The organism is Ralstonia psammae (genome assembly GCF_958405935.1).
Lineage (GTDB): Bacteria > Pseudomonadota > Gammaproteobacteria > Burkholderiales > Burkholderiaceae > Ralstonia > Ralstonia psammae.
This window is the reverse complement of the sequence record NZ_CATZBU010000013.1, coordinates 134853-154972: the sequence shown is the minus strand read 5'-3', so window position 1 is coordinate 154972 and position 20120 is coordinate 134853. Positions and strand designations below refer to the sequence as shown.

Annotated in this window: 18 protein-coding genes and 1 pseudogene; 5 read left to right on the top strand and 14 right to left on the bottom strand. The window is 64.4% G+C overall.

The window, feature by feature from the left end; genetic code table 11:
- Both R2N16_RS21105 and R2N16_RS21100 read left to right on the top strand, forming a co-directional pair.
- Positions 1–203: pseudogene (locus R2N16_RS21105) on the top strand (methyl-accepting chemotaxis protein); the annotation flags it as partial.
- Positions 204–296: 93 nt separating this feature from the next.
- Positions 297–764, top strand: coding sequence for a hypothetical protein (locus R2N16_RS21100; RefSeq protein WP_316668272.1), 468 nt, complete (start codon positions 297–299; stop codon positions 762–764).
- Between the two features lie 18 nt (positions 765–782).
- Here R2N16_RS21100 and R2N16_RS21095 read toward each other — a convergent pair whose 3' ends face one another.
- The 12 genes from R2N16_RS21095 to R2N16_RS21040 form a co-directional block, all read right to left on the bottom strand.
- Positions 783–1505 carry an MgtC/SapB family protein gene (locus R2N16_RS21095; RefSeq protein ID WP_316668270.1) on the bottom strand — a complete coding sequence of 241 codons (723 nt, stop codon included), beginning with the start codon at positions 1503–1505 and terminating at the stop codon, positions 783–785.
- A gap of 99 nt (positions 1506–1604) precedes the next feature.
- Positions 1605–2708, bottom strand: a complete 1104-nt coding sequence (locus R2N16_RS21090; protein ID WP_316668268.1) for an SDR family oxidoreductase — start codon at positions 2706–2708, stop codon at positions 1605–1607.
- Positions 2709–2982: 274 nt separating this feature from the next.
- Positions 2983–4014 carry an XdhC family protein gene (locus tag R2N16_RS21085; RefSeq protein ID WP_316668266.1) on the bottom strand — a complete coding sequence of 344 codons (1032 nt, stop codon included), beginning with the start codon at positions 4012–4014 and terminating at the stop codon, positions 2983–2985.
- A 55-nt stretch (positions 4015–4069) separates the two neighbouring features.
- Positions 4070–4747 (bottom strand): SRPBCC family protein, encoded by a 678-nt coding sequence (locus tag R2N16_RS21080; RefSeq protein WP_316668264.1) that lies wholly within the window; start codon positions 4745–4747, stop codon positions 4070–4072.
- Positions 4738–5979: a vWA domain-containing protein gene (locus R2N16_RS21075; protein WP_316668261.1), complete on the bottom strand. Its 1242-nt coding sequence runs from the start codon at positions 5977–5979 to the stop codon at positions 4738–4740. Before R2N16_RS21075 ends, R2N16_RS21080 begins: the two co-directional genes overlap by 10 nt.
- Before the next feature lie 3 nt (positions 5980–5982).
- Positions 5983–6879 carry an AAA family ATPase gene (locus R2N16_RS21070; protein WP_316668259.1) on the bottom strand — a complete coding sequence of 299 codons (897 nt, stop codon included), beginning with the start codon at positions 6877–6879 and terminating at the stop codon, positions 5983–5985.
- 21 nt (positions 6880–6900) lie between these two features.
- Positions 6901–7707 (bottom strand): FAD binding domain-containing protein, encoded by an 807-nt coding sequence (locus R2N16_RS21065; protein ID WP_316668257.1) that lies wholly within the window; start codon positions 7705–7707, stop codon positions 6901–6903.
- A gap of 15 nt (positions 7708–7722) precedes the next feature.
- Complete coding sequence (locus tag R2N16_RS21060; protein ID WP_316668254.1) at positions 7723–10101, bottom strand: xanthine dehydrogenase family protein molybdopterin-binding subunit; 2379 nt, start codon at positions 10099–10101, stop codon at positions 7723–7725.
- A 19-nt stretch (positions 10102–10120) separates the two neighbouring features.
- Positions 10121–10648: a (2Fe-2S)-binding protein gene (locus R2N16_RS21055; RefSeq protein WP_316668252.1), complete on the bottom strand. Its 528-nt coding sequence runs from the start codon at positions 10646–10648 to the stop codon at positions 10121–10123.
- Between the two features lie 376 nt (positions 10649–11024).
- Entirely contained in the window at positions 11025–11201 is a 177-nt protein-coding gene (locus R2N16_RS21050) for a hypothetical protein (protein WP_009238172.1), read from the bottom strand.
- A gap of 181 nt (positions 11202–11382) precedes the next feature.
- Positions 11383–11862 (bottom strand): CreA family protein, encoded by a 480-nt coding sequence (locus tag R2N16_RS21045; RefSeq protein ID WP_316668248.1) that lies wholly within the window; start codon positions 11860–11862, stop codon positions 11383–11385.
- Positions 11863–11894: 32 nt separating this feature from the next.
- Entirely contained in the window at positions 11895–12860 is a 966-nt protein-coding gene (locus R2N16_RS21040) for a LysR family transcriptional regulator (protein ID WP_316668246.1), read from the bottom strand.
- 64 nt (positions 12861–12924) lie between these two features.
- Here R2N16_RS21040 and R2N16_RS21035 point away from each other — a divergent pair, with 64 nt between their 5' ends.
- Positions 12925–14478, top strand: a complete 1554-nt coding sequence (locus R2N16_RS21035; RefSeq protein ID WP_316668244.1) for an MFS transporter — start codon at positions 12925–12927, stop codon at positions 14476–14478.
- A gap of 3 nt (positions 14479–14481) precedes the next feature.
- Here the strand turns inward: R2N16_RS21035 and R2N16_RS21030 are convergent, their stop codons facing one another.
- Positions 14482–17520 (bottom strand): transglycosylase domain-containing protein, encoded by a 3039-nt coding sequence (locus R2N16_RS21030; RefSeq protein WP_316668242.1) that lies wholly within the window; start codon positions 17518–17520, stop codon positions 14482–14484.
- Between the two features lie 106 nt (positions 17521–17626).
- Positions 17627–18538: a LysR family transcriptional regulator gene (locus R2N16_RS21025; RefSeq protein WP_316668240.1), complete on the bottom strand. Its 912-nt coding sequence runs from the start codon at positions 18536–18538 to the stop codon at positions 17627–17629.
- Between the two features lie 111 nt (positions 18539–18649).
- Between R2N16_RS21025 and R2N16_RS21020 the strand changes: the two genes are divergently transcribed.
- Both R2N16_RS21020 and catC read left to right on the top strand, forming a co-directional pair.
- Complete coding sequence (locus R2N16_RS21020) at positions 18650–19759, top strand: muconate/chloromuconate family cycloisomerase (RefSeq protein WP_316668238.1); 1110 nt, start codon at positions 18650–18652, stop codon at positions 19757–19759.
- Positions 19760–19797: 38 nt separating this feature from the next.
- Entirely contained in the window at positions 19798–20088 is a 291-nt protein-coding gene (catC, locus tag R2N16_RS21015; RefSeq protein WP_316668237.1) for a muconolactone Delta-isomerase, read from the top strand.
- The last annotated feature ends 32 nt before the right edge of the window (positions 20089–20120 follow it).

Here is a 20120-nt window from a genome sequence, read left to right as displayed (position 1 = left end):
TAACCGACATCATGGGCGAAATTGCCGCCGCCTCGAACGAGCAAAGCTCGGGCATCGAACAGGTCAACAAGGCTGTCACGCTGATGGATGAAGCCACGCAGCAGAACGCTGCGCTGGTGGAGCAGGCGGCTGCGGCCGCTGAATCGCTGGAAGAACAGGCGGAGGCCTTGAACGCCGCCATTGCTGCGTTCCGCCTCGCCTGATATCGCCGCCGTTGATGGACGGGCATGGCAAAGACTTGCCTTGAATGGCGTTTCGGTTGATATAACCGACTGGCCCATTCAAGGATTCGCATCATGCCGTTCATCATTGCCGCGCTTGCGCTGGTTGGTCTGCTGATCTACGGCGCCGTCCGGTTATATGCGGTGGTTGCTGCAGCTTATGGCGCGGTGGCGGGCAGCGCGGCGGTGCTGGTTGCCGTGGCGTTGCTGGCTGGCGCGCTCATCACCGTCATCCGGCGTTACCGGGCCGTTCATGGTGTCAACGTGAAAGGCCAACGGATCGTGTCGCTCAGCGGAAGCTGGGGGCAGGTCGGGGTGGATGCCGAACAGAAGCGCGGGACGCTGCAGTTGCACGGACAAGGCGCACGCTTTCTCTTCGCCGATATTGCCGGCGCCGATGCTGTTGAACGCGAAGGCGCCTGGACGCTGGCGCTGCGCCTGAAGCATCAGGCGCAGGCCGAGTGGTTGATCCCGATGCGCAATCGCCAGGAAGCGAACCGCTGGGCGAAAATCTTCGCGCTGGCGGCCAGCCAGGAGCTTTGACCGGCGCGTTGAGCCCGATTATTCCGTCGTACTCGGGTTCCAGAATGCCTGTGCCACGTGCGGCTGCGATTGCAGCGACGCAACGATGCGGTCCAGCTCGGCCGCGTTCACGGCAGTCGACATCAGCATGGCTTCAATTTCCACGTGGTCGTCGCCAAAGGGTTCGACCGACAGATCGCTGATCGGGTAGCTGGCGTCTTCCAGCAGGCGTTCCAGATCGGCCAGAACCTCCTTCTGGCGCGCGCTGGTCGAGATGACACACATCGTGTACGTGACTTCGCTGGCCTGGTTGTCCAGCGGCGTGCGGTTGATACGGTCCACTACCGGCCGCAGCAGGATGTTCGAAGCCAGCACGAACAGCGTAATGAGAATGGCCTGGCCGACAAGGTCGGAGCCCGCCGCGGCTCCCACGGCGGCCGAACCCCACAGCGTGGCGGCGGTGTTCAGCCCGCGCACGTTCAGCCCTTCCTTCATGATGGTTCCGGCACCCAGAAAGCCGACGCCCGAGACCACATAGGCGATGACGCGGGTCGTGTCCGATGCGGTGCCGATCTGTGCGGCCATGTCGACAAACGCCGATGCAGCCACGGCCACCAGCGCGTTGGTGCGCAGCCCGGCCGTCCGCTGTCTGACTTGCCGCTCAAAGCCGATCAGTGATCCGAGCGCAAAGGCGGAGGCAAGGCTGATGAACGAATCCACCAGCGTGGCGACATTGAGATGGACGAGGGCTTGCAGCGTCATCGGCGGCTCCTTGTTGTGTAGACCGGAGTCTTGGTGAAGGGCGCCGATGGTTATAGCACGGCGCCATGACACGCCGTGCGAGCCGGGCAGGCCGGACGGCTACTTATAGTCCCACTGCATCTGCTCGGGGATCGGCACGACGTCCGACGTCTCGAGGCAGCGGTCGAGGTAAGCGAGCAGGGAGCGCGGTTGAAAGCCCGTCTCCTGCACCAGCCGCGTGTTGTCGAACACGTAGCTCATGCTGGCGAACTTGGCATACAGGTGGATGCAGCGTGCGACCAAGCGCACGTTGCCGTTGCCCGTCAGGCTCAGGAATTTACGTGCCAATGCTTTCTCGGCGATTTTTTCCTGGTACACATAGCCGGCCAGCGCCTGGGCATCTTCTTCTGGCGTCTTGCAGCGCTTGAAGCGTGGATACAGCGTTTCGATGCGCTCCGAGTTCGCGTCGCCGGCGCTGATGTGATACAGGTCGTGCGCCAGCGTGGGCTTGATCGACAACTGCACGATGGCTTCGGCGCAGTCGTCCACGGGCAGGATGTCGACGCGGTCGGACAGGCGGCAACTGAACGTTTCGAGCAGCGCCACCATGCGCAGCATCCAGAAGATGCTGCCCGAGGGCTCGCACCCCAGCGTGCTGTGGCCCACCACGATGGACGGCCGCACCACCACCAGTGGCAGTTCGGGCACCGCTTCGCGCAGCTTCAGCTCGGCCATCCCTTTGGAATACGTGTAGGGCACCGCGTGCTGCTCCAACGGGGGCACATCCCAGCTTTCGCTGACATGGCGATCCGCCAGCTGGCCGCACGACATGGCCGTACCGATCTGCAGGAAGCGCTTCAGGCGTGTGCCCTGTGCTGCCAGCCGGCCCAGCGCGAGCACGCCATCCACGTTGGTTTCCCACAGCGACGGATGGTTCGAGAACGTTGCCAGCGCCGCGCAGTTGATGATGATTTCCGGATCACCCAGCTTGGCGGCACCCGCCTCGCGCAGGTCGAAGGGCACGATCTGCGATTCCGTAATGCCGTCCAGCGTGCCCTGTGCAAACTCGAAGCGCCGCAGGTTGCTGCGCAGCCGCGCCAACCCTTCAGCGGGCGTGTCGCCGCGCACGGCAAAGCGTGTGTCGGCCAGCAAACCTTTGGCTGCCAGATTGGCGGCAATGGCACCGCCCACGAAACCGGTCGCACCGGTTAGCAAAATACTCATGCGAGAAAACTTGAATCTCTTGGGTGGCAAAACGGGCGACCGTCCCGCTTGCAAACAACACGACCGCTGCCGCACCGGCGAGGCGCGCATTGGCAGCGCGCCCGGGGGCAGGGAACAGACAAGTCGTGCAGGTGAAGCCGCGCACACGAAACACGGTTCGCGGGCCGCAGGGCTCGCGTGATGCGATGCGGCCAAAACCTGTGCGCAATCAGCGATTTATAAGAATGTAACCTTTCAGCCGCCTTTCGGCATCCCATTCGAGCAGAGGGTTGACTCAAGTCTGCGGGACAGCGCAGCTCGACGCGGCGTTGGCGGCAATCTCGCGCGCGGCCTTGGCACCTTCGACTTGCAGGATGGTCGGCAGCGACACGCCGTTCTTGGCGGCTGTCACTTCGGCCAGGATCGAGATGGCGATTTCCGGTGGTGTACGGCTGCCGATGTAAATGCCGACCGGCCCATGCAGGCGCGCCAGCTCGGCATCGCTCAGATCGAATTCCTTCAGGCGCTCGCGGCGGTTGGCGTTGTTGCGGCGGCTGCCCAGGGCGCCTACGTAGAACGCGGGCGTCTTGAGCGCCTCCATGAGCGCGAGGTCATCGAGCTTGGGGTCGTGCGTCACGGCGATGACGGCGCTGCGCTCATCGAGCTTCATGGCCGTCACCGTATCGTCGGGCATGGTGCGGACCATGGCAACGCCGGGGATCGACCACTCTTCGCTGTACTCTTCGCGCGGGTCGCAGACGGTGACCTGGTAATCGAGGCCTACGGCGATCTGGCACAGGTAGCGCGAGAGCTGTCCCGCGCCGATGACGAGCATCCGGTAGCGTGGCCCGTGAATGGTCACAAGGCGCGCTTCGTCAAACTGCAGGCCGTCGGTGACGGTGGCGTGCTGCAGCGTCGAGGCGCCGGTCGCCATGTCCAGCGTGCGGGCGACGAGCTGGCCGGCTTCCACGGCGTGCAGCAGGGCGTCGATCCCGCTGGAGGCGTTCAGAGGCTCCAGCACGAGTTGCAGCGTGCCGCCGCAGGGCAGCCCAAAGCGATGCGCTTCTTCAGCGCTGATGCCGTATTTGACGGCTTCCGGTTTGGTGTAGTGGAGGCCCTCACGGCGCACGCGGTCGATGAGGTCGTCTTCAATGCAGCCGCCTGAGACCGAGCCGATGACGATGCCGTCATCGCGCAGCGCGAGCATCGCGCCTTCGGGCCGTGGGGACGAGCCCCACGTTTTGACCACCGTGACGAGCAGCACGCGCCGCCCCTGTTCCAGCCAGCGCACGCTGGTTTTCAAGACTTCAAGATCGACGCTGTCCATGATGCGTTTGCTGCGCTTTCGCGCGCTGTATGTGTCTGTTGCGGGGATGCACCAATTATGCCCCGTGGTGCAAAAACAGGTAGGCGGCCACTACGGCCACGAGCGCCACGATGATCCACGGCCATGGGTTGCGTGGCTGCAGCACAGGGCTGACGTTGGGCGCGGCGCCCTGCGGCGCACCGTGGGCCTGCAGTTCGCCGGCAGCCAGATCGGGAATCGCCTGCGGTGCCGACATGCCGTCGACGGGCGGCGCGGCATGTCCGTTGACGCTGGCCGGGTCAGCAGTGCCGAATTCCGCCGAAAAACGCTGGAAGAACTCATCGGCCAGTTTGCGTGCCGCACCGTCGATCAGCCGCGAGCCGATTTGCGCAAGCTTGCCGCCCACCTGCGCGGTAGCGGAGTAAGAGAGCCGCGTGACCGTGGGGCCCTCGGGGGTGAGCTGCACCTGCGCGCTGCCCTTGCCGAAGCCGGCTGCGCCGCCCTGGCCGTCGAAATGCAGCGTATAGCTGCGCGGGGGCGCCATGTCGGCCAGTTCCATGCGCCCCTTGAAGCGCGCCTTGACGGGCCCGACGGCGGCGGTCATGGCAACGTCGTAGGCGGGGTTGGCACCGCCCTCGGCAGCGGTGAGGCTCTCGCAGCCGGGAATGCAGCGTTGCAGCACGGCCGGGTCGTTCAGCGCATCCCAGGCGGTCTGGAGTGGCACGGGCAGGAGATGGGTCTGGGTCAGTTCCATGGCGCGGTCGATCGTGCTTGGGTGTGGGTACGTGGGAGACGCGTGCGGCGAGCATGCGCCAATTCGTGTTCCAGCGCAGCCAGGCTGTCGAAATGGTGCGCCGGCACCATCACATCGACATGCGGCAGGATGGCTCGCACGCCACGTGCCCGCGGCTCGAAACCGGCAAAGCGCAGCAGCGGGTTGAGCCACACGATGCGATGGGCGAAGCGCGCCAGGCGCGCCATCTCGGTGTCGAGCACGTCGATGTGTTCGTGATCGAGTCCATCCGTCACGAGCAGGACGGTGGCACGGCCGGAGAGCGTGCGGCGTGCCCATTGGCGGTTGAACTCGGCAAGCGCCGCACCGATGCGCGTGCCGCCCGACCAATCCGGCACAAGCTCGGCGATGGCTTGCACGGCGACATCCGGATCGCGCTCGCGCAATTGCCGGGAGACATTGGTCAGCCGCGTGCCGAACAGGAAGGCCTGGATGCGCTCGCGCGACTGCACCAGCGCGTGGCAGTAGTACAGCACGGCGCGCGAGTAGCGGCTCATCGATCCCGAGATGTCGAGCAGCAGGACCAGCGGCGGTGTGCGGTCGACGGGCTGACGGTATTTCCAACCCGTCCATTCGCCGCCGGCGCGCACAGCTTGGCGGACGGTGGCACGCAGGTCTGGATGGCGCCCGCGCGAGGCTGCTTTCAGCCGGCGCGTCCGTTCCTGCGCCAGATGCACGCGCCGACGGCGGATCATGTGTTGCAGCGTGCGCCATTCCGCAGCGTTGAGCGTGTCGAAGTCGCGCGTGCGCAAGGCTTCGTTCGCGGAAAACGCCAGCGGCGCCACGATGTCATGACGTTCGCCATCCGGCTTTGGGCCGGGTGGCAGGTTGGTCGACGGCTGCACACGCAGCGCATCGGCCAGGCGGTTGCTGCGCGCCGCCGGAATGCCGCCGCGTACCTTGGGCAGCAACAGGGCGCGCAGCTTGCCTTCCCAATCCGGATCGCGCCAGAACACGTTGAAAGCGGCATCGAACAGCGTGCGTTCGTCGGGGTGCGAGACGAGCAGGGCGGACAGCGCGGCCTTCACGTCGTCGCGGCGGCTGATGTCGATGTGGCTCAGGGCTTCGATGGCATCCACTGCACGCGACGGTGCCAGCGGCATGCCGGCGTTGCGCAGCAGGCGCACGAAGTGCGTCACGTTGCGCGCCAGCATCGGTAACTGCGTTGGCAAGGTCGCTTGGGTCGCTTGCATCCCTTACTCCGGCAGCGCCGGGGCGGCCAGCAGTTGCTCGATGGTCGTCGGATCGACGCGGGCCAGGTCGTCCTGGTACTTGAGCAGCACGCCCAGCGTGTCTTGCACGGACTGCGGATCAAGCTCGGTCACGTTCAGCGCTGCCAATGCGCGGCACCAGTCGATGGCTTCGGCAATGCCCGGTGCCTTGAACAAGTCGATGCCGCGCAGGCGATGCACGAAATCGACCGCACGCTGCTGCAGGCGGGCGGCAGTCTCGGGTGCGCGCTGCGCCACGATCTGCAGCTCTCGTGTTTTATCCGGATAGCCGATCCATTGATACAGACAGCGCCGCTTGAGCGCGTCGTGCACCTCGCGCGTGCGGTTGGAGGTCATGATGACCAGCGGAATCACCTGCGCGCGCACCGTGCCGAATTCGGGAATCGACACCTGGAAGTCGGACAGCAACTCCAGCAGGAAGGCCTCGAAGGGTTCGTCGGCGCGGTCGATCTCGTCGATCAAGAGAACGCGCGGTGTGTCGGGGCAGGCAGGGTCGGGCAGCAGCGCCTGCAGCAGCGGGCGCTTGAGGAGAAATTCATCGCGGTAGAGCGTGTCGGCGCGTGGCTTCTCGCCGGCGGCCTCAGCCAGGCGCAGCGCCATGATCTGGCGCGGGTAGTCCCATTCATAGAGCGCGCTGGCGGTGTCCAGCCCTTCGTAACACTGCAGCCGCAGCAGCGACGTGCCGAGCAGCCCGGCCGCCGCCTTCGCCAGCTCGGTCTTGCCGACGCCGGGTTCGCCTTCCAGAAACAGCGGCCGCTGCATGCGCAGCGCGAGGAACAAAGCCGTGGCCAGCTCACGGCTGGCGAAATAGCCCTGACCTTGCAGTTGCGCGATGCAGTTGTCGATGGAATCGACCGGCATGCCGTTCCCTGGCCAATGCGCTCAGTGATGGTGCGCCAATGCCTGTTCGACCGCGCGAGCGGTCAATACCGGAATGAGGTGCGCCCGATATTCCGGCGAGGCATGCAGGTCGCCTACGAGATCGTCGGCAGGCACCACCACCTTGCGCGCGGCTTCTGATGTAAAGCTGGCCGCCAGCGCCTGCTCCAGCGGCGTGCAGCGGAACACGCACGGTGCTGCGCCCGTGACCGCCACGCGCACGTTGTTGCCTTTGCGGCTGATGAATACGCCCACCAGTGCAAAGCGCGATGCCGGGTTGCGGAATTTCACGTAGGCCGCCTGGTCCGGCACGGGAAACTGCACCTCGGTGATGAGTTCGTCCGCCGCCAGCGCGGTCTCATACATGCCGAGGAAAAAATCGTCCGCCGCGATGTTGCGCCGCTCGGTGACGACGGTCGCGTTCAGGCCCAGCACAGCGGCGGGGTAGCACGCCGCCGGGTCGTTGTTGGCGAGCGACCCGCCGAGCGTGCCCATCGCGCGTACTTGCCGGTCGCCAATGCCGCCGGCCAGTTCCGCCAGCGCGGGCAGCATGCGGGCGATGTCGGCGCTGTCGGCCACATCGGCATGGCATGTGGCTGCGCCCACCGTGATCACACCGGGCTGCGTGCGAATGCCTGACATGCCAGGAATGCGCGTGACATCCACCAGCATCGACGGCTGCGCCAGCCGCAGCTTCATCGCTGCCAGCAGGCTCTGCCCGCCACCGAGGTATTTGGCGTCCGTGTGCGTCTTCAGCGCTGTCACGGCGGTCTGGGCGTCGGTGGCTTTCTGGTACTCGAAGTCGTACATGGTTGGCTCCTCTGCCTAGGCCTTGGCCGCTTGAATGGTTTGCCAGACACGATGCGGCGTCGCGGGCATCTGGATGTCCTTCACGCCCAGCGGCGCCAGCGCGTCGACGATGGCGTTGATCAGCGCCGGCGGCGAGCCGATCGCACCGGCTTCACCGCAGCCTTTGACGCCCAGCGGGTTGTGCGTGCACGGCGTGCCCTTGGCCGTTTCCACCGTAAAGCTGGGCAGGTTGTCTGCGCGCGGCATGGCGTAGTCCATGTACGAGCCGGTCAGCAACTGGCCGTTCTCGTCGTACACGCAGGCTTCCATCAACGCCTGTCCGATGCCCTGGCCGAGCCCGCCGTGCACCTGCCCCTCGACGATCATCGGATTGATGATGTTGCCGAAATCATCCACTGCGACGAAGCGATCGATGTGGACTTCGCCGGTATCGGGGTCAACTTCCACTTCGCAGATGTACGCGCCTGCGGGATAGGTGAAGTTGGTCGGGTCGTAGAAGGCGTTTTCGTCCAGGCCGGGCTCCAGTTTGTCGAGCGGGTAGTTGTGCGGCACGTACGCTGTGAGGGCCACTTCACCGAAGGTCTTGGTGCGGTCGGTGCCGGCCACGCGGAAGACGCCATCCTTGAACTCGATGTCCTCCGCCGACGCTTCCAGCAGATGCGCGGCGATCTTCTTGGCTTTGGCCTCGATCTTGTCGAGTGCCTTCATGATGGCCGAGCCGCCTACGGCAATCGAGCGCGAACCGTACGTGCCCATGCCGAACGGGATGCGCCCCGTGTCGCCGTGCACGATCTCGATGTTGTCGATGGGCACGCCCAGGCGATCGGCCACCACTTGCGCGAACGTCGTCTCGTGGCCCTGGCCGTGGCTGTGCGAGCCGGTGAAGACGGTGACGGAGCCCGTCGGGTGCACGCGAATTTCGCCGGCTTCAAACAGGCCCGCTCGTGCGCCAAGCGCCCCTGCGATGTTCGACGGCGCCAGTCCGCACGCTTCGATGTAGCAGGAGTAGCCCATGCCGCGCAGCCGCCCTTTGGCGCGCGAGGCATCGCGTCGGGCCGCAAAGCCCTTCACGTCTGCCAGTTCGATGGCGCGGTCCAGGCACGGTTCATAGTCGCCCGTGTCATATGTCAAACCAACCGGTGTGGCATACGGGAACGTGCGGATGAAGTTGCGGCGGCGCAGCTCCGCCGGGTCGACTTGCATCTCGCGCGCGGCAGTTTCTACGAGGCGTTCGACCACATACGTCGCCTCGGGCCGGCCGGCACCGCGATAGGCATCGACCGGCGCGGTGTTCGTGAACACCGCTTTCACTTCGGCATAGATGGCAGGCGTCTTGTACTGGCCTGCAAGCAACGTCGCATACAGGATGGTCGGCACGCTGCTGGCAAACGTCGACAGATACGCGCCCATGTTGGCCGTCGTATGCACGCGCATGGCGAGGAAATTGCCCTGCGCGTCGAGCGCCAGTTCAGCATGTGTCACGTGGTCGCGGCCATGTGCATCCGTGAGGAAGGATTCGGAGCGCTCGGCCGTCCACTTGATCGGCCGGCCGACCTTCTTCGATGCCCACGTGAGCGCCACATCTTCCGGGTACAGGAAGATCTTCGAGCCGAACCCGCCACCCACATCCGGCGCGATCACGCGCACCTTGGCTTCGGTCAGGCCCAGCACGAACGCCGACATCAGCAGGCGTTCCACGTGCGGATTCTGGTTGGCGACGTAGAGCGTGTAGCTGTCGTCCTGGCGCGAGTAGCTGGCATTGACGGCGCGCGGCTCGATCGCATTCGGAATCAGCCGGTTGTTGACGATGTCGAGCTGCGTCACGTGCGCGGCCTTGGCGAAGGCGGCATCGGTGGCGGCCTTGTCGCCGTGGCCCCAGGTGTAGCAGGTGTTGTTGGGTACGTCGTCGTGGACGGCGGTGCCGGCGGTATCTGCGGTGGCGGTGTCGACCACGGCCGGCAGTTCGTCGTATTCCACGTCGATCATCTCGACGGCATCCTTGGCGATCTTCACCGATTCAGCCACCACCAGCGCGACCTGATCACCCACGTGGCGCACCTTGCCTTGCGCGAGCACGGGGTGAGGCGGTTCCTTCATCGGCGTGCCGTCAATGCTGTGGATGAGCCAGCCGCACGGCAAACCGTTCACCTTGTCGGCGGCCAGGTCGTCGCCGGTGAGCACGGCCAGCACGCCCGGATGGTTGCGTGCGGCATCCGAATTGATGTGCTTGATGCGTGCGTGCGCATACGGCGAGCGCAGGAACACCGCGTACGACTGGTGAGCCTGGACGACATCGTCCGTGTACTGCCCGGCACCCGTCAGGAAGCGGAAGTCTTCCTTGCGCTTGACGGACGCGCCGATCAGGTGGTTGTTGGGTTCTGCGGGAGCGTTCATGGTGGTCTCCTCGCTGGGGTCAGGCGGCGTGGGCGCGCGCGGCGGCCAGGCTTTGCAGCGAGGCGTCGTCGCCTTCGGCTTCAGCCATGGCTTCGGCACCATGCATCACGGCGCGCACGATGTTGTGGTAACCCGTGCAGCGGCACAGGTTGCCGTCGAGTTGCTCGCGCACCGTGTGTTCATCGGGATGCGGATGTTGCGCGACCAGCGCCGTGGCCGCCATCACCATGCCCGGGGTACAGAAGCCGCATTGCAGGCCGTGGCATTGGCGAAAGGCTTCCTGCATCGGGTGCAGCGCACCGTCCTTCGACAGGCCCTCGATGGTGGTCACCTCGGCGCCGTCAGCCTGCACGGCGAGGATGTTGCACGACTTCACCGCGCGCCCGTTCATATGCACCGTGCACGCGCCGCATTGCGCGGTATCGCAGCCGACGTGGGTGCCGGTCAGGCGAAGTTGCTCGCGCAGCAATTGGACCAGCAGGGTATGGGGTTCGACACTGACGGTGACAGGCGCACCGTTGACCGACAGCTTGAGGCTGATCGCCATGGGAGTCTCCTTGGGGGATGGTCGCCGGGTGCCATGCTGCGCGTCTTCCTTGCTGCGAAGATGCGCGCGTGGTCTCGATATCGGTGGTCGCGGCTCTACTCAGTAAAGCACAGGCCAAGGAGAAGACAACCGCTGTGCGGTTGGGGCCGTCGGAGGAAATAGGGCGATTGCTACGGCATGCAAACAAACCAGACCCATGCCGTAGAAATGACAAAGGGCCGGAATCCGGCCCTTGATTGGCACCAGGCAGTCATGACCTGGCGGGTGTGGCGGCGGGTGTGATGACACACGGCCGGCGCACGGTGCTACTGAAACTGCGAGTACTGCATACAGCTAGCTAGCTCGGGCACACGCCCTTCAACAATAGCGTGGCGGGTTAGGCCTTGGCAGTGCGGTGCGTGCCGAACAGGTTCGCGATTGCCGAGAAGAACTGGGCGAACGAGAACGATTGGCCGCTCGGACGGCGATAGTAGTAGATACCTTCGGACATTTCGCGCTCGATCAGTTCGCGTTCGAGTTGATCGGTCAGCTTCAGGTCGTTCGTGTTTTGCATGATTGGCCTCTTAGGGAAATCCCGGTTAGGGAATACCCTGATCATACACCAGATGATGCAATGCACCATACGTAGGCTTACGTATGCACCCTTTCTGCGCCGTCTACCGTTGCTCGGCCACCACGCTTGCGTTGTGACGCACCAATGTGGTGCTTTCATCGCATTTATATGCCTTTGACCCTTACTTGACCGGAATCGGCTGGCTGGTCGGGATCGGTACGGCGGTCACACTGTTCTTCGGGCTGCCTGAAATAACCTTGTCGGAATACGTCAGATAGACCAGCACATTGCGTTTGCGGTCGACCGTGCGCACCACGTGCAGCGTCTTGAAGACGAGCGACAGGCGCTGCGTGAACATGTCGTCCTGCTGCGGCAACGGCTTGACGAAGCTGATGGCGCCAACCTGTCGGCAGGCCACGGCGGCTTCGCTGACGTCTTCGGCCACGCCCAGCGAGCCCTTGATGCCGCCGGTGCGGGCCCGCGAGACATAGCAGGTCACGCCCTGCACGAGCGGGTCGTCAAAAGCTTCGATGACGATCTTGTCGGAGCCGGTGATGCGGAAATTGGTGCTGACGCTGCCGATGTCTTCAGCGCGGGAGCAGCCGGCGGTGCTCAGGGCGAGTGCGGCAAACAAGACGGAAAGTTTGGTGAATGGGCGCATGGCTTTGGGTAGACAAAAGGAAGGACTGGAAGTCAGAGTAGCGACTCAGGCGGCCAGGACGCGGCGGCTTCATCAACGAACGTGGGCCGCATGTCGGTGTGTTGGCGGGAATGCTCAATGCGGCGGTGCAGGGCGTCCATGAAGACCTTCACCTTGGCGGGCATCAGGCGGCGGCCCGGGAATACGGCGTACACGCGCATCGGCGGGGACTGGAAATCCGTCAGCACCTCCTGCAACGCGCCAGAGCTGATCAGGTCTGTAGCGAACACGGAGGTGATGCGGGCGACCCCCAGGCCAGCAATGGCGGCCTGCATGCGCAATTCGCTATTGGAAGTACGCATGCGGAAGTCGAGCGGCAGGTTGATCGTCTCGCCGCCGGGCGTGCGGAACTGCCATTCGGCTTCGTTCGAGGTGCCGAGGCAAGGCCAATCGGCAAGTTGGTCTGGGTGACTGAGCGGCCCGAGGCGTTCCAGCAGTTGCGGGGCGACGACCACGGCGCGCCGCAAATCAAAGACACGCTGGGCGACGAGCCCGGAATCGGGCAACGGCCCGCGCGGCACGGTCAACATGATGTCGTAGCCCTGGGCAAGCGGGTCGATCTGGCGCGGCGCCACATCCACTTCGATGCGCAAGCCGGTGTGCTCGCGCATGATTTCCAGCACCACTTCGGCAAGCTGCTTGGCGGCAAACTCGTACGGCATGGCAATGCGCAAGGTGCCCGCGGGTGACTGAAACGTCGCTGCGGCGTCTTCCGACACTTCACGCAGCCGCTGGAACAATGGGCCGGCGTCGCGGAGCAGGGCTTCACCGGCATCGGTCAGGCGCAGGCGGCGCGTACTGCGCTCGAAAAGTCGCACGCCCATCTTGCCCTCCAGCCGCGACACGGCCGTGCTGACCGACGACTTGGGCAACCCCAGCCGATCGGCCGCGCGCGTGAAGCTGCCGAGCGTGGCCACGGTGCAGAAAGTGTCCCAGTCGTTCCAGTCCGTCGTTCGCATAATTGAACAATGAATTTGTTGGCAGGCGATTTCCGCCGGTTTCAAGGCAAATTACCATCCCTGCATGAACACGCCAAGCACAGACCACACGGTTTCTCCACCACCCACGCCCCGCAAACCGGCTGCCGAATCGACCGTCGGCAGCCGGATGGAATTGCGCATGGTGGGCATGGTGATCGGCTTGGCGACGGGCGTGGACTACATGTCCAACCTGATGTTTTCGATTGCTGGGCCCCATATCGAAGGTGGGGTGCTGGCGTCACAGGATGTGTATCTCTGGGCCGTGACGGCGTATGCGGCGGCGGCCAGCCTGGCGATTCTCGTGATGGGACGGCTGGCCGATCACATGACCTACCGCAAGCACACGCTGCTGTCGCTTCTGGTGTTCATCATTGGCACGCTGATGTGCGCGGCGGCCGAGGGCGGCACGATGCTGATTGTCGGCCGGGCGGTGCAGGGGTTTGGCGGCGGGCCGATGCTGTCCACCTCGCGCATCTTTGTGCAGCACAGCCCCGCGCACGAACGCCGCACGATGATGAAGGGCATGATCTACGGCATCTTCGGATTGAGCTGCGTGTCACCGATGCTGTCGGCGGCGCTCACGGAGCAATTCGGCTGGCGCGCCATCTTTGTCGCGCAGTTGCTGGTGGCCGTGGTGGTGTGCGGGCTGGTGGCGGCGTTCTATCCGCATCCGAAGATGCACGAGCGCAAGGGCGATTTCGCCTCGCTCGACTGGCCCTCTGCTATCGCATTCGGGCTGGCAGCGCTGATTGCGCTGCACGGTTTCCAGCAGGCCCGCTTCATTCACCCCGATGGTTCGCCCGCACAGGTGGTGCCGATCATCGCGGTGGTGGCGCTCATCATCTGGGTTGGCATTCGCCAGACGGGCCATCCGCTGCCGTGGGTGGATTTGCGGGCGACGCTGCAGCGGCGCTTCCTGATGGGCATGGTGTTTTACGCCATCTATTACATGTTTGCGAGCGCTTGGGGCTTTCTCTCGTCGAGCCTGCTGCAGAACGGCCTGGGCTTCCGCTATGAGACCACTGCGCAGTTGATGAGCCTGGGCGGGCTGGTGACGGTGGCGTTAGGCGTCCTGAACTTTCAGTTGACGAACGTGCTGCCGACCAAGCGCGTGCTGATCTCGATCGGTTTTGTGCTGATGGCGACGGCGCTGCTCTGGATGTCGCGTGTAGCGATGCCGGGGGCTTCGGTGGCGGCGGTGGTGCCGGGGTTCATGATCGAAGGCATGGTGGGGATGTTTGTGGTGATCCAGGTGGCGGGGCTGACTTACGTGGATTTGCCGGCCAAGGATTTCGGCCATGCCTACCAGTTCAAGGGGATCATGCGGGCTTGGGCGCAGGCTTTTGGGACGATGGGCGCCACGTTGTTGCTGCAGCGGGGGCAGGCGCAGCATCGCACCGATCTGGTGGGGCATGTGAGCGCGCTTACGCCTGACTGGCAGTGGCCGCATCCGTTGCAGGGTTCTGAGTTGATCCGTCTCTCGGCCGAGATTGATCGTCAGGCGACGTTGCTGGCTGTGGGCGATTTGTTTGCCTGGGGCGCGGTGGTGGCGTTGGTTTGTGCGGGTGCGATTTGGCTGCAGCGGTCGTTGCGGTGAGTGTCAATCCAATTTTTGTTCCGGCGCTGTGGCCTGCGGCATCTTGCAGTTGAAGGGGGGCGCCTCGTCTTGCAGGTCCAGGTGGTTCATTAGCGTGGGGGCCAGGACCTTGAGTACTTGCACCGTCAGGGCGCTGGTGAATTTGTACTTGGCAGCGTCTGCGCCGGCTACGTAGGCGACGACGGTGCCGAAGTAGCGGTCTCCCAAATAGAAGACGAAGGCGCCGGAGCGGCTGACGACCCGCTCGGAGATGAGGCCCCCGCCGCGGCTGAAGGTTTTGAAGCGGTTGTCGCCGGTGCCGGTCTTCCCGCCGATGGCGATGGGTTTGTCGTCCTTCTGGACGAACGTTCCGGAGATTCGCTTGGCAGTGCCGCCTTCTACGACACCGGCCAGCGCGGATTTGACCAGGGGCGGAATCTCGGGCGGCAGCACGCGCTCTCCGGCGCTGGGGTCGCGGCAGAGCAGGACTTCATACGGCGTGTTGGCCGCAAAGTGCAGGCGGTCGATGCGCACGCTGGGCAGGCGGATGCCGTCGTTTTCGATGATGCCCATCAGCTCCGCCAGCGATGCCGGCCGGTCTGCCGATGCGCCGATGGCCGTGCCGTATGACGGCACCAGCGACTCGAACGGATACCCCAGCCGCTTCCACATGGCGTGAATCTGCTGGAACGCCTCGATCTCCAGCATCTGCTTGATGCGCTTGTCTTGCGCGCCCTTGCGGTGCGACTTCAACAGCCATTTGTAGACGGACAGCCGCTCATCGGCGCTGGCCTCGTTCACCTGCGCGAGCGTGGCTTGTGGATGGGTTCGCAGATACGCCACCAGCCACAGCTCCAGCGGATGCAGCCGGGCGATGTAGCCGCGGTCGGCCAGGTCGAAGCGTTGGACGGAGTACTTCTCGTACAGGCGGGTGAGTTCGGCCTCATCCAGCTTGGCTCCGGGCAGGTACGTGCGGATGAACGCAGCCAGCTTGCCCGGCCCGGCCTCCGGGTCGACACTGCGGTAGATGGTGGCCAGCCGCACCGGCGTGGCACGCGTGCTTTGCACCAGGATGGCTTCGCGCTCCTGGTCGGTCTTGCCCCTGTACTTGGCATAGAACCGGCCCATGAAGAGCTTGCCTTCGCGGTCGGCAAAGCGTTGCAGGTAGGGCTGTCGCTGTGGGGAATCGGGGTTGGTCAGCGCCTCGGCGCCGGCGTTGGGCAACTGATGCTGAAAGTAGCGCGAGATATCGCGCATGATCCGCACGAAGACGAGATTGACGGAGTGCTTGAGCCCCTCGCGCACCGTGAAGTTCTGGGTGCCTTCCCATTTCTCGAAGTTCTCGAAGCTCTGCATGCCGCCGCCGGTGGCAAACCACTCGCCGGCGTTGCCGGAGTACTTGCGCTCCATCGATGCATCGAGCATCGCCGTGAGCGATTGATCTTGCGTGTGGGCGAGGTAGTCCACTGCCCAGCGCTCGATCGGGTTCTGCACGGGGATGTTGATCTTGCGCAGCGCCGCTGCAGGCTGGCCGGCATAGCGCTTGTGCAGCTCGGCCACGATCTGGAGATAGGTCACCAGCGTGCGCAGCTTGGCCGTCGAGCCCAGATCCAGCTTGACGCCTTCGTTGATGTCGAAGGGCTTGTCGAACGTATCGGCCTGCACCAGCACACGGTTGCCCCCGGGCGCGCGTTCGTAGAGCGTGAAGCTGTAAGTCACGCCGCGCGGGTCGCCGCGTTCCAGCATCATGTCGCCGACGAGGCCGGCGGCCTTGGCGCGTGCCGGGTCGCGCAGTTTGCGCAGTTCCAATGAGATATCACGCTGCAACGGCGCATCGAGCGTGCTGCTGGCGGTCAGGTCGAGCCGGTCGAGCGCATACATGCGCGAGATGCCGAGCATGGCCGCCAGGTTCACACGCACGGCGTTCGTGCCTTTGTGCTCAATGGGCGGAGGCGGCATGCGCGTGTTCAGTGCCTGCTGCTTGAGCGATTGCGCGATCGCCGCATCGCGCAGCGCTGGCGGAATCACGCCCGATGCGGCCAGCACGCGCAGGTGGGCGTTGGTCAGCGATTCGAGTTCATCAAGGTTCTCGAGGTAGTACGACGGCCGCCGCTGCGATACCAGCAGGCTCAGCGCCTCCTTGTATGCCAGTGCACGGTCTGCCAGCGGTGCGACGGATTCGTCCGACAGCAACGCATTCACCTGCGCAAAGTCGCGTCCGTACCAGACCCACAGCGCATCGCCAATCCCCTGGATCTCGCCGAACCCGGCGCGCGCGCCCAGCGGCACGGTGTTCAGGTAATCAACCGCGAGCTGGTGACGCGCGGCGGTGGTGTCCTCGCCGTTCAGGTAGGCGCGTACGGATGCAGATGCCATCTGGCGCAGCTTTTCGCTGGGGGAGTCGGTGCGGCCTTCCGGCGAGTGACGATACTTCTCGATTTGCGTGGCGAGCGTGCTGCCCCCGGGCGATTCATGCGCCGGGTTGACGGTGTGCAGGGCGCGGTCCCACACGGCGCGCGCCAGGCGTGACCACTCCACGGCCGGGTTGCGCTTGGGGTATTCGGTCTGCAGCAGCGTGCGGTTTTCAATCGCGAGCAGTGAGTTGACCAGCAGCGGCGGCACCGACGCGAAACCGTCATACACACGTTCGGGGTGCCGCACGCGGTAGATCGGGCGGCCATCGTCGTCGACCAATTCCAGGCCGGCCTGGTCTTTCTCGCGATAGGGCGGGTTCATGCCGGCGTCCATTCGCGCGACCATCTCTTTGGATGGCACGGCCTGCTGAGCGATGACATAGCCGCGCGAGCGCAGACGGTCTAGAAAGGTGGGGAGATCGTGATAACCGAGCCGCTCGTCATAGGGGCCGGAGTTCGGATAGCGGGCCGAATCGGTCGGTCCGGGCTTGACAGGAAAGGTTTGCGATGTCGCGAGATGTGCGAAGTAGCGGGCTTGCCAGGCGGAGGTGCGGAGTTCGTGAGCGGCAAGAAAGGCGGCCATCGCCAGCACCAACAACAGCGCCAGGATGATGGACAACTTGATGATGGGGCCGCGTATTCTTTTCACTCGCTTGCGCTCCAATCGCAGGCGGACGGGCGCCTTATGACTTCAATCTAGCCCATGCGGCCGTCGTGTCCAGCGGCTTGTAACTTTGGGGCCGCCATTGCAAGCCTTACGAGGGAGCGTAATACGGGATCTTCTGCTCGTCATACAACCGATACGTCAGCGCCAGTATGGCCTGGATGTCTTCAGACTCATCGAGCAGGCGCGTGCTGAAGATAATGGGCGAGACCAATTGCGGATCGTCGAGTTCCATGTAGCAGACATCTTCGCGCCGCAGGCCCGCCACACTGCGTGGTACCACCGATACACCTTCGCCTGCCGCCACCAACCCCAAGGCGATTTGCAATTCCCGTGCCTCGTAGATCTTGCTGGGTTCCAGCGCGCGATCGTGGAAGAGGGCGAGCACCTGGTCCGCATAGCTCGGACGCGGTGTGCGCGGATAGATGATGAGCGTGTCGCCTACAAGGTCGCGCAGGGATACCGTCGTCTTGTTGCCCAGGAGCGGGTGGCCCGAAGGTAAGGCGACGATCAAACGTTCATCGCGCAGCAGGATGCGCCGCACGTTCGGATCTTCATAGCGGATACGGCCGAAGCCGACGTCGATGCGGCCGTCCTTGAGCGCCTGGATCTGGTCCATGGTGGTCATCTCGTGCATCGTCAGATCGACCATCGGGTACTCCGCCCGAAACCGCCGGATGACCTTCGGCAGCATCCCATACAGCGTTGAAGCGACGAAGCCGACCGACATGCGCCGCTCGATCTGGCCGACGCGTTGCGTCATCGAGGCCAGTTCGGCCGTCTGTGCGAGCAACTGCCGTGCATGCGCGTGAAAGAAGCGGCCGGCTTCGGTCAGCTTGAGCGGGCGGCTGCCGCGCTCGAACAGCAGCACGCCGACCTCCTCCTCCAGTTGCTGAATCTGCCGCGAGAGCGGCGGCTGCGCGATGTGCAGCCGTTCAGCCGCACGCGTGAAGTTCAGCTCTTCTGCGACGGCAACGAAATAGCGAAGGTGGCGCAGTTCCATTGCTATACCTGTGGGGTATGAGACTGATACTAAATCGGTGTTGGACGCAATAAATCGCGCTGCGTAATCTGGTTTCCACGTTGATAGCAGTTCTTCTGATACCTGGAAAACATGATTCGCTCAATCGAGGCCATTCTAGTGGATGTGCCCACCATCCGTCCGCACAAGCTGTCCGTGGCCACCATGCACACGCAGACGCTCGTCCTCGTGCAGGTGTGCTGCGAAGACGGCATCGAAGGCTGGGGCGAGGCCACCACCATTGGCGGCCTCAATTACGGCGAAGAGAGCCCCGAGAGCATCAAAGTCAACATCGACACGCACATTGCGCCGCTGCTGATCGGCATGGAGGCAAGCAATGTGGCTGCCGCCATGGCCCGCGTACGCAAGACGATCCAAGGCAACCGCTTTGCCAAGTGCGCGCTGGAAACGGCGCTGCTGGATGCGCAGGCCCGCCGGCTTGGCGTGCCGCTGTCGGAGCTGCTCGGCGGGCGTCTGCGTGATGCGCTGCCGGTAGCCTGGACGCTCGCCAGTGGCGACACCCGGAAGGACATTGCCGAGGCAGAAGCGATGCTCGCCGAGCGTCGCCATCGCATCTTCAAGCTCAAGATCGGCCTGCGCCCGGTGGCCGAGGACGTGGCCCACGTGCTGGCCATCAAGCGCGCACTGGGTGACGCCGTGAGCGTGCGCGTGGACGTCAACCAGGCGTGGAGCGAACTCGACGCCGCCAACGGCATCGCCGCGTTGCAAGCGGGCGGCATTGATCTGATCGAACAACCGGTGCGTGCAGAAAACCGCGCCGCGCTGGAACGCCTTGCTCGCCAGTTCACCGTGCCGATGATGGCCGACGAAGCACTGCACGGTCCGCTGGATGCATTTGAGCTGGCTTGCTCGGCCAGCGCCGACGTCTTCGCTGTGAAGATCGCGCAATCCGGCGGCCTCGTGCCGGCCATGCAGGTGGCGGCTATCGCGCAGCTTGCCGGCATTGGCCTGTACGGCGGAACGATGCTCGAAGGCGCGGTCGGGACGGCTGCGTCGGCCCATGTGTTTTCAACCTTTGGCGAGCTGCAGTTCGGCACCGAGCTGTTTGGTCCTTTGTTGCTCACGCAAGAACTGCTGACCGAGCCGCTTCTGTACCGCGACTTCACGTTGCAGGTGCCCACCGGCCCCGGCCTGGGCATCCAGATCGATCGCGACAAGCTCGCGCGCCTGCGCCGTCCATAACAACAACCAGACTCAGACACCCCACCAAGGAGACCACGATGCTGTTCCACGTTCGTATGGATGTCCGCCTGCCTGCCGACATGCCCGCCGATGTCGCCAACGAGATCAAGGCGCGCGAGAAAACCTACTCGCAAGATCTGCAGCGCAGCGGCAAATGGCGCCACATCTGGCGCCTCGTTGGCGAGTACGCGAACTACAGCGTCTTCGACGTGCAGAGCAACGCCGAACTGCACGACATCCTGACGGCGTTGCCGCTGTTTCCCTACATGCAGATTTCCGTGACGCCGCTGTGCCGTCACCCGTCGTCGGTTCACGGCGACGACGCCTGAGACATTCCCCAGAAAACCACGTGGAGACACCC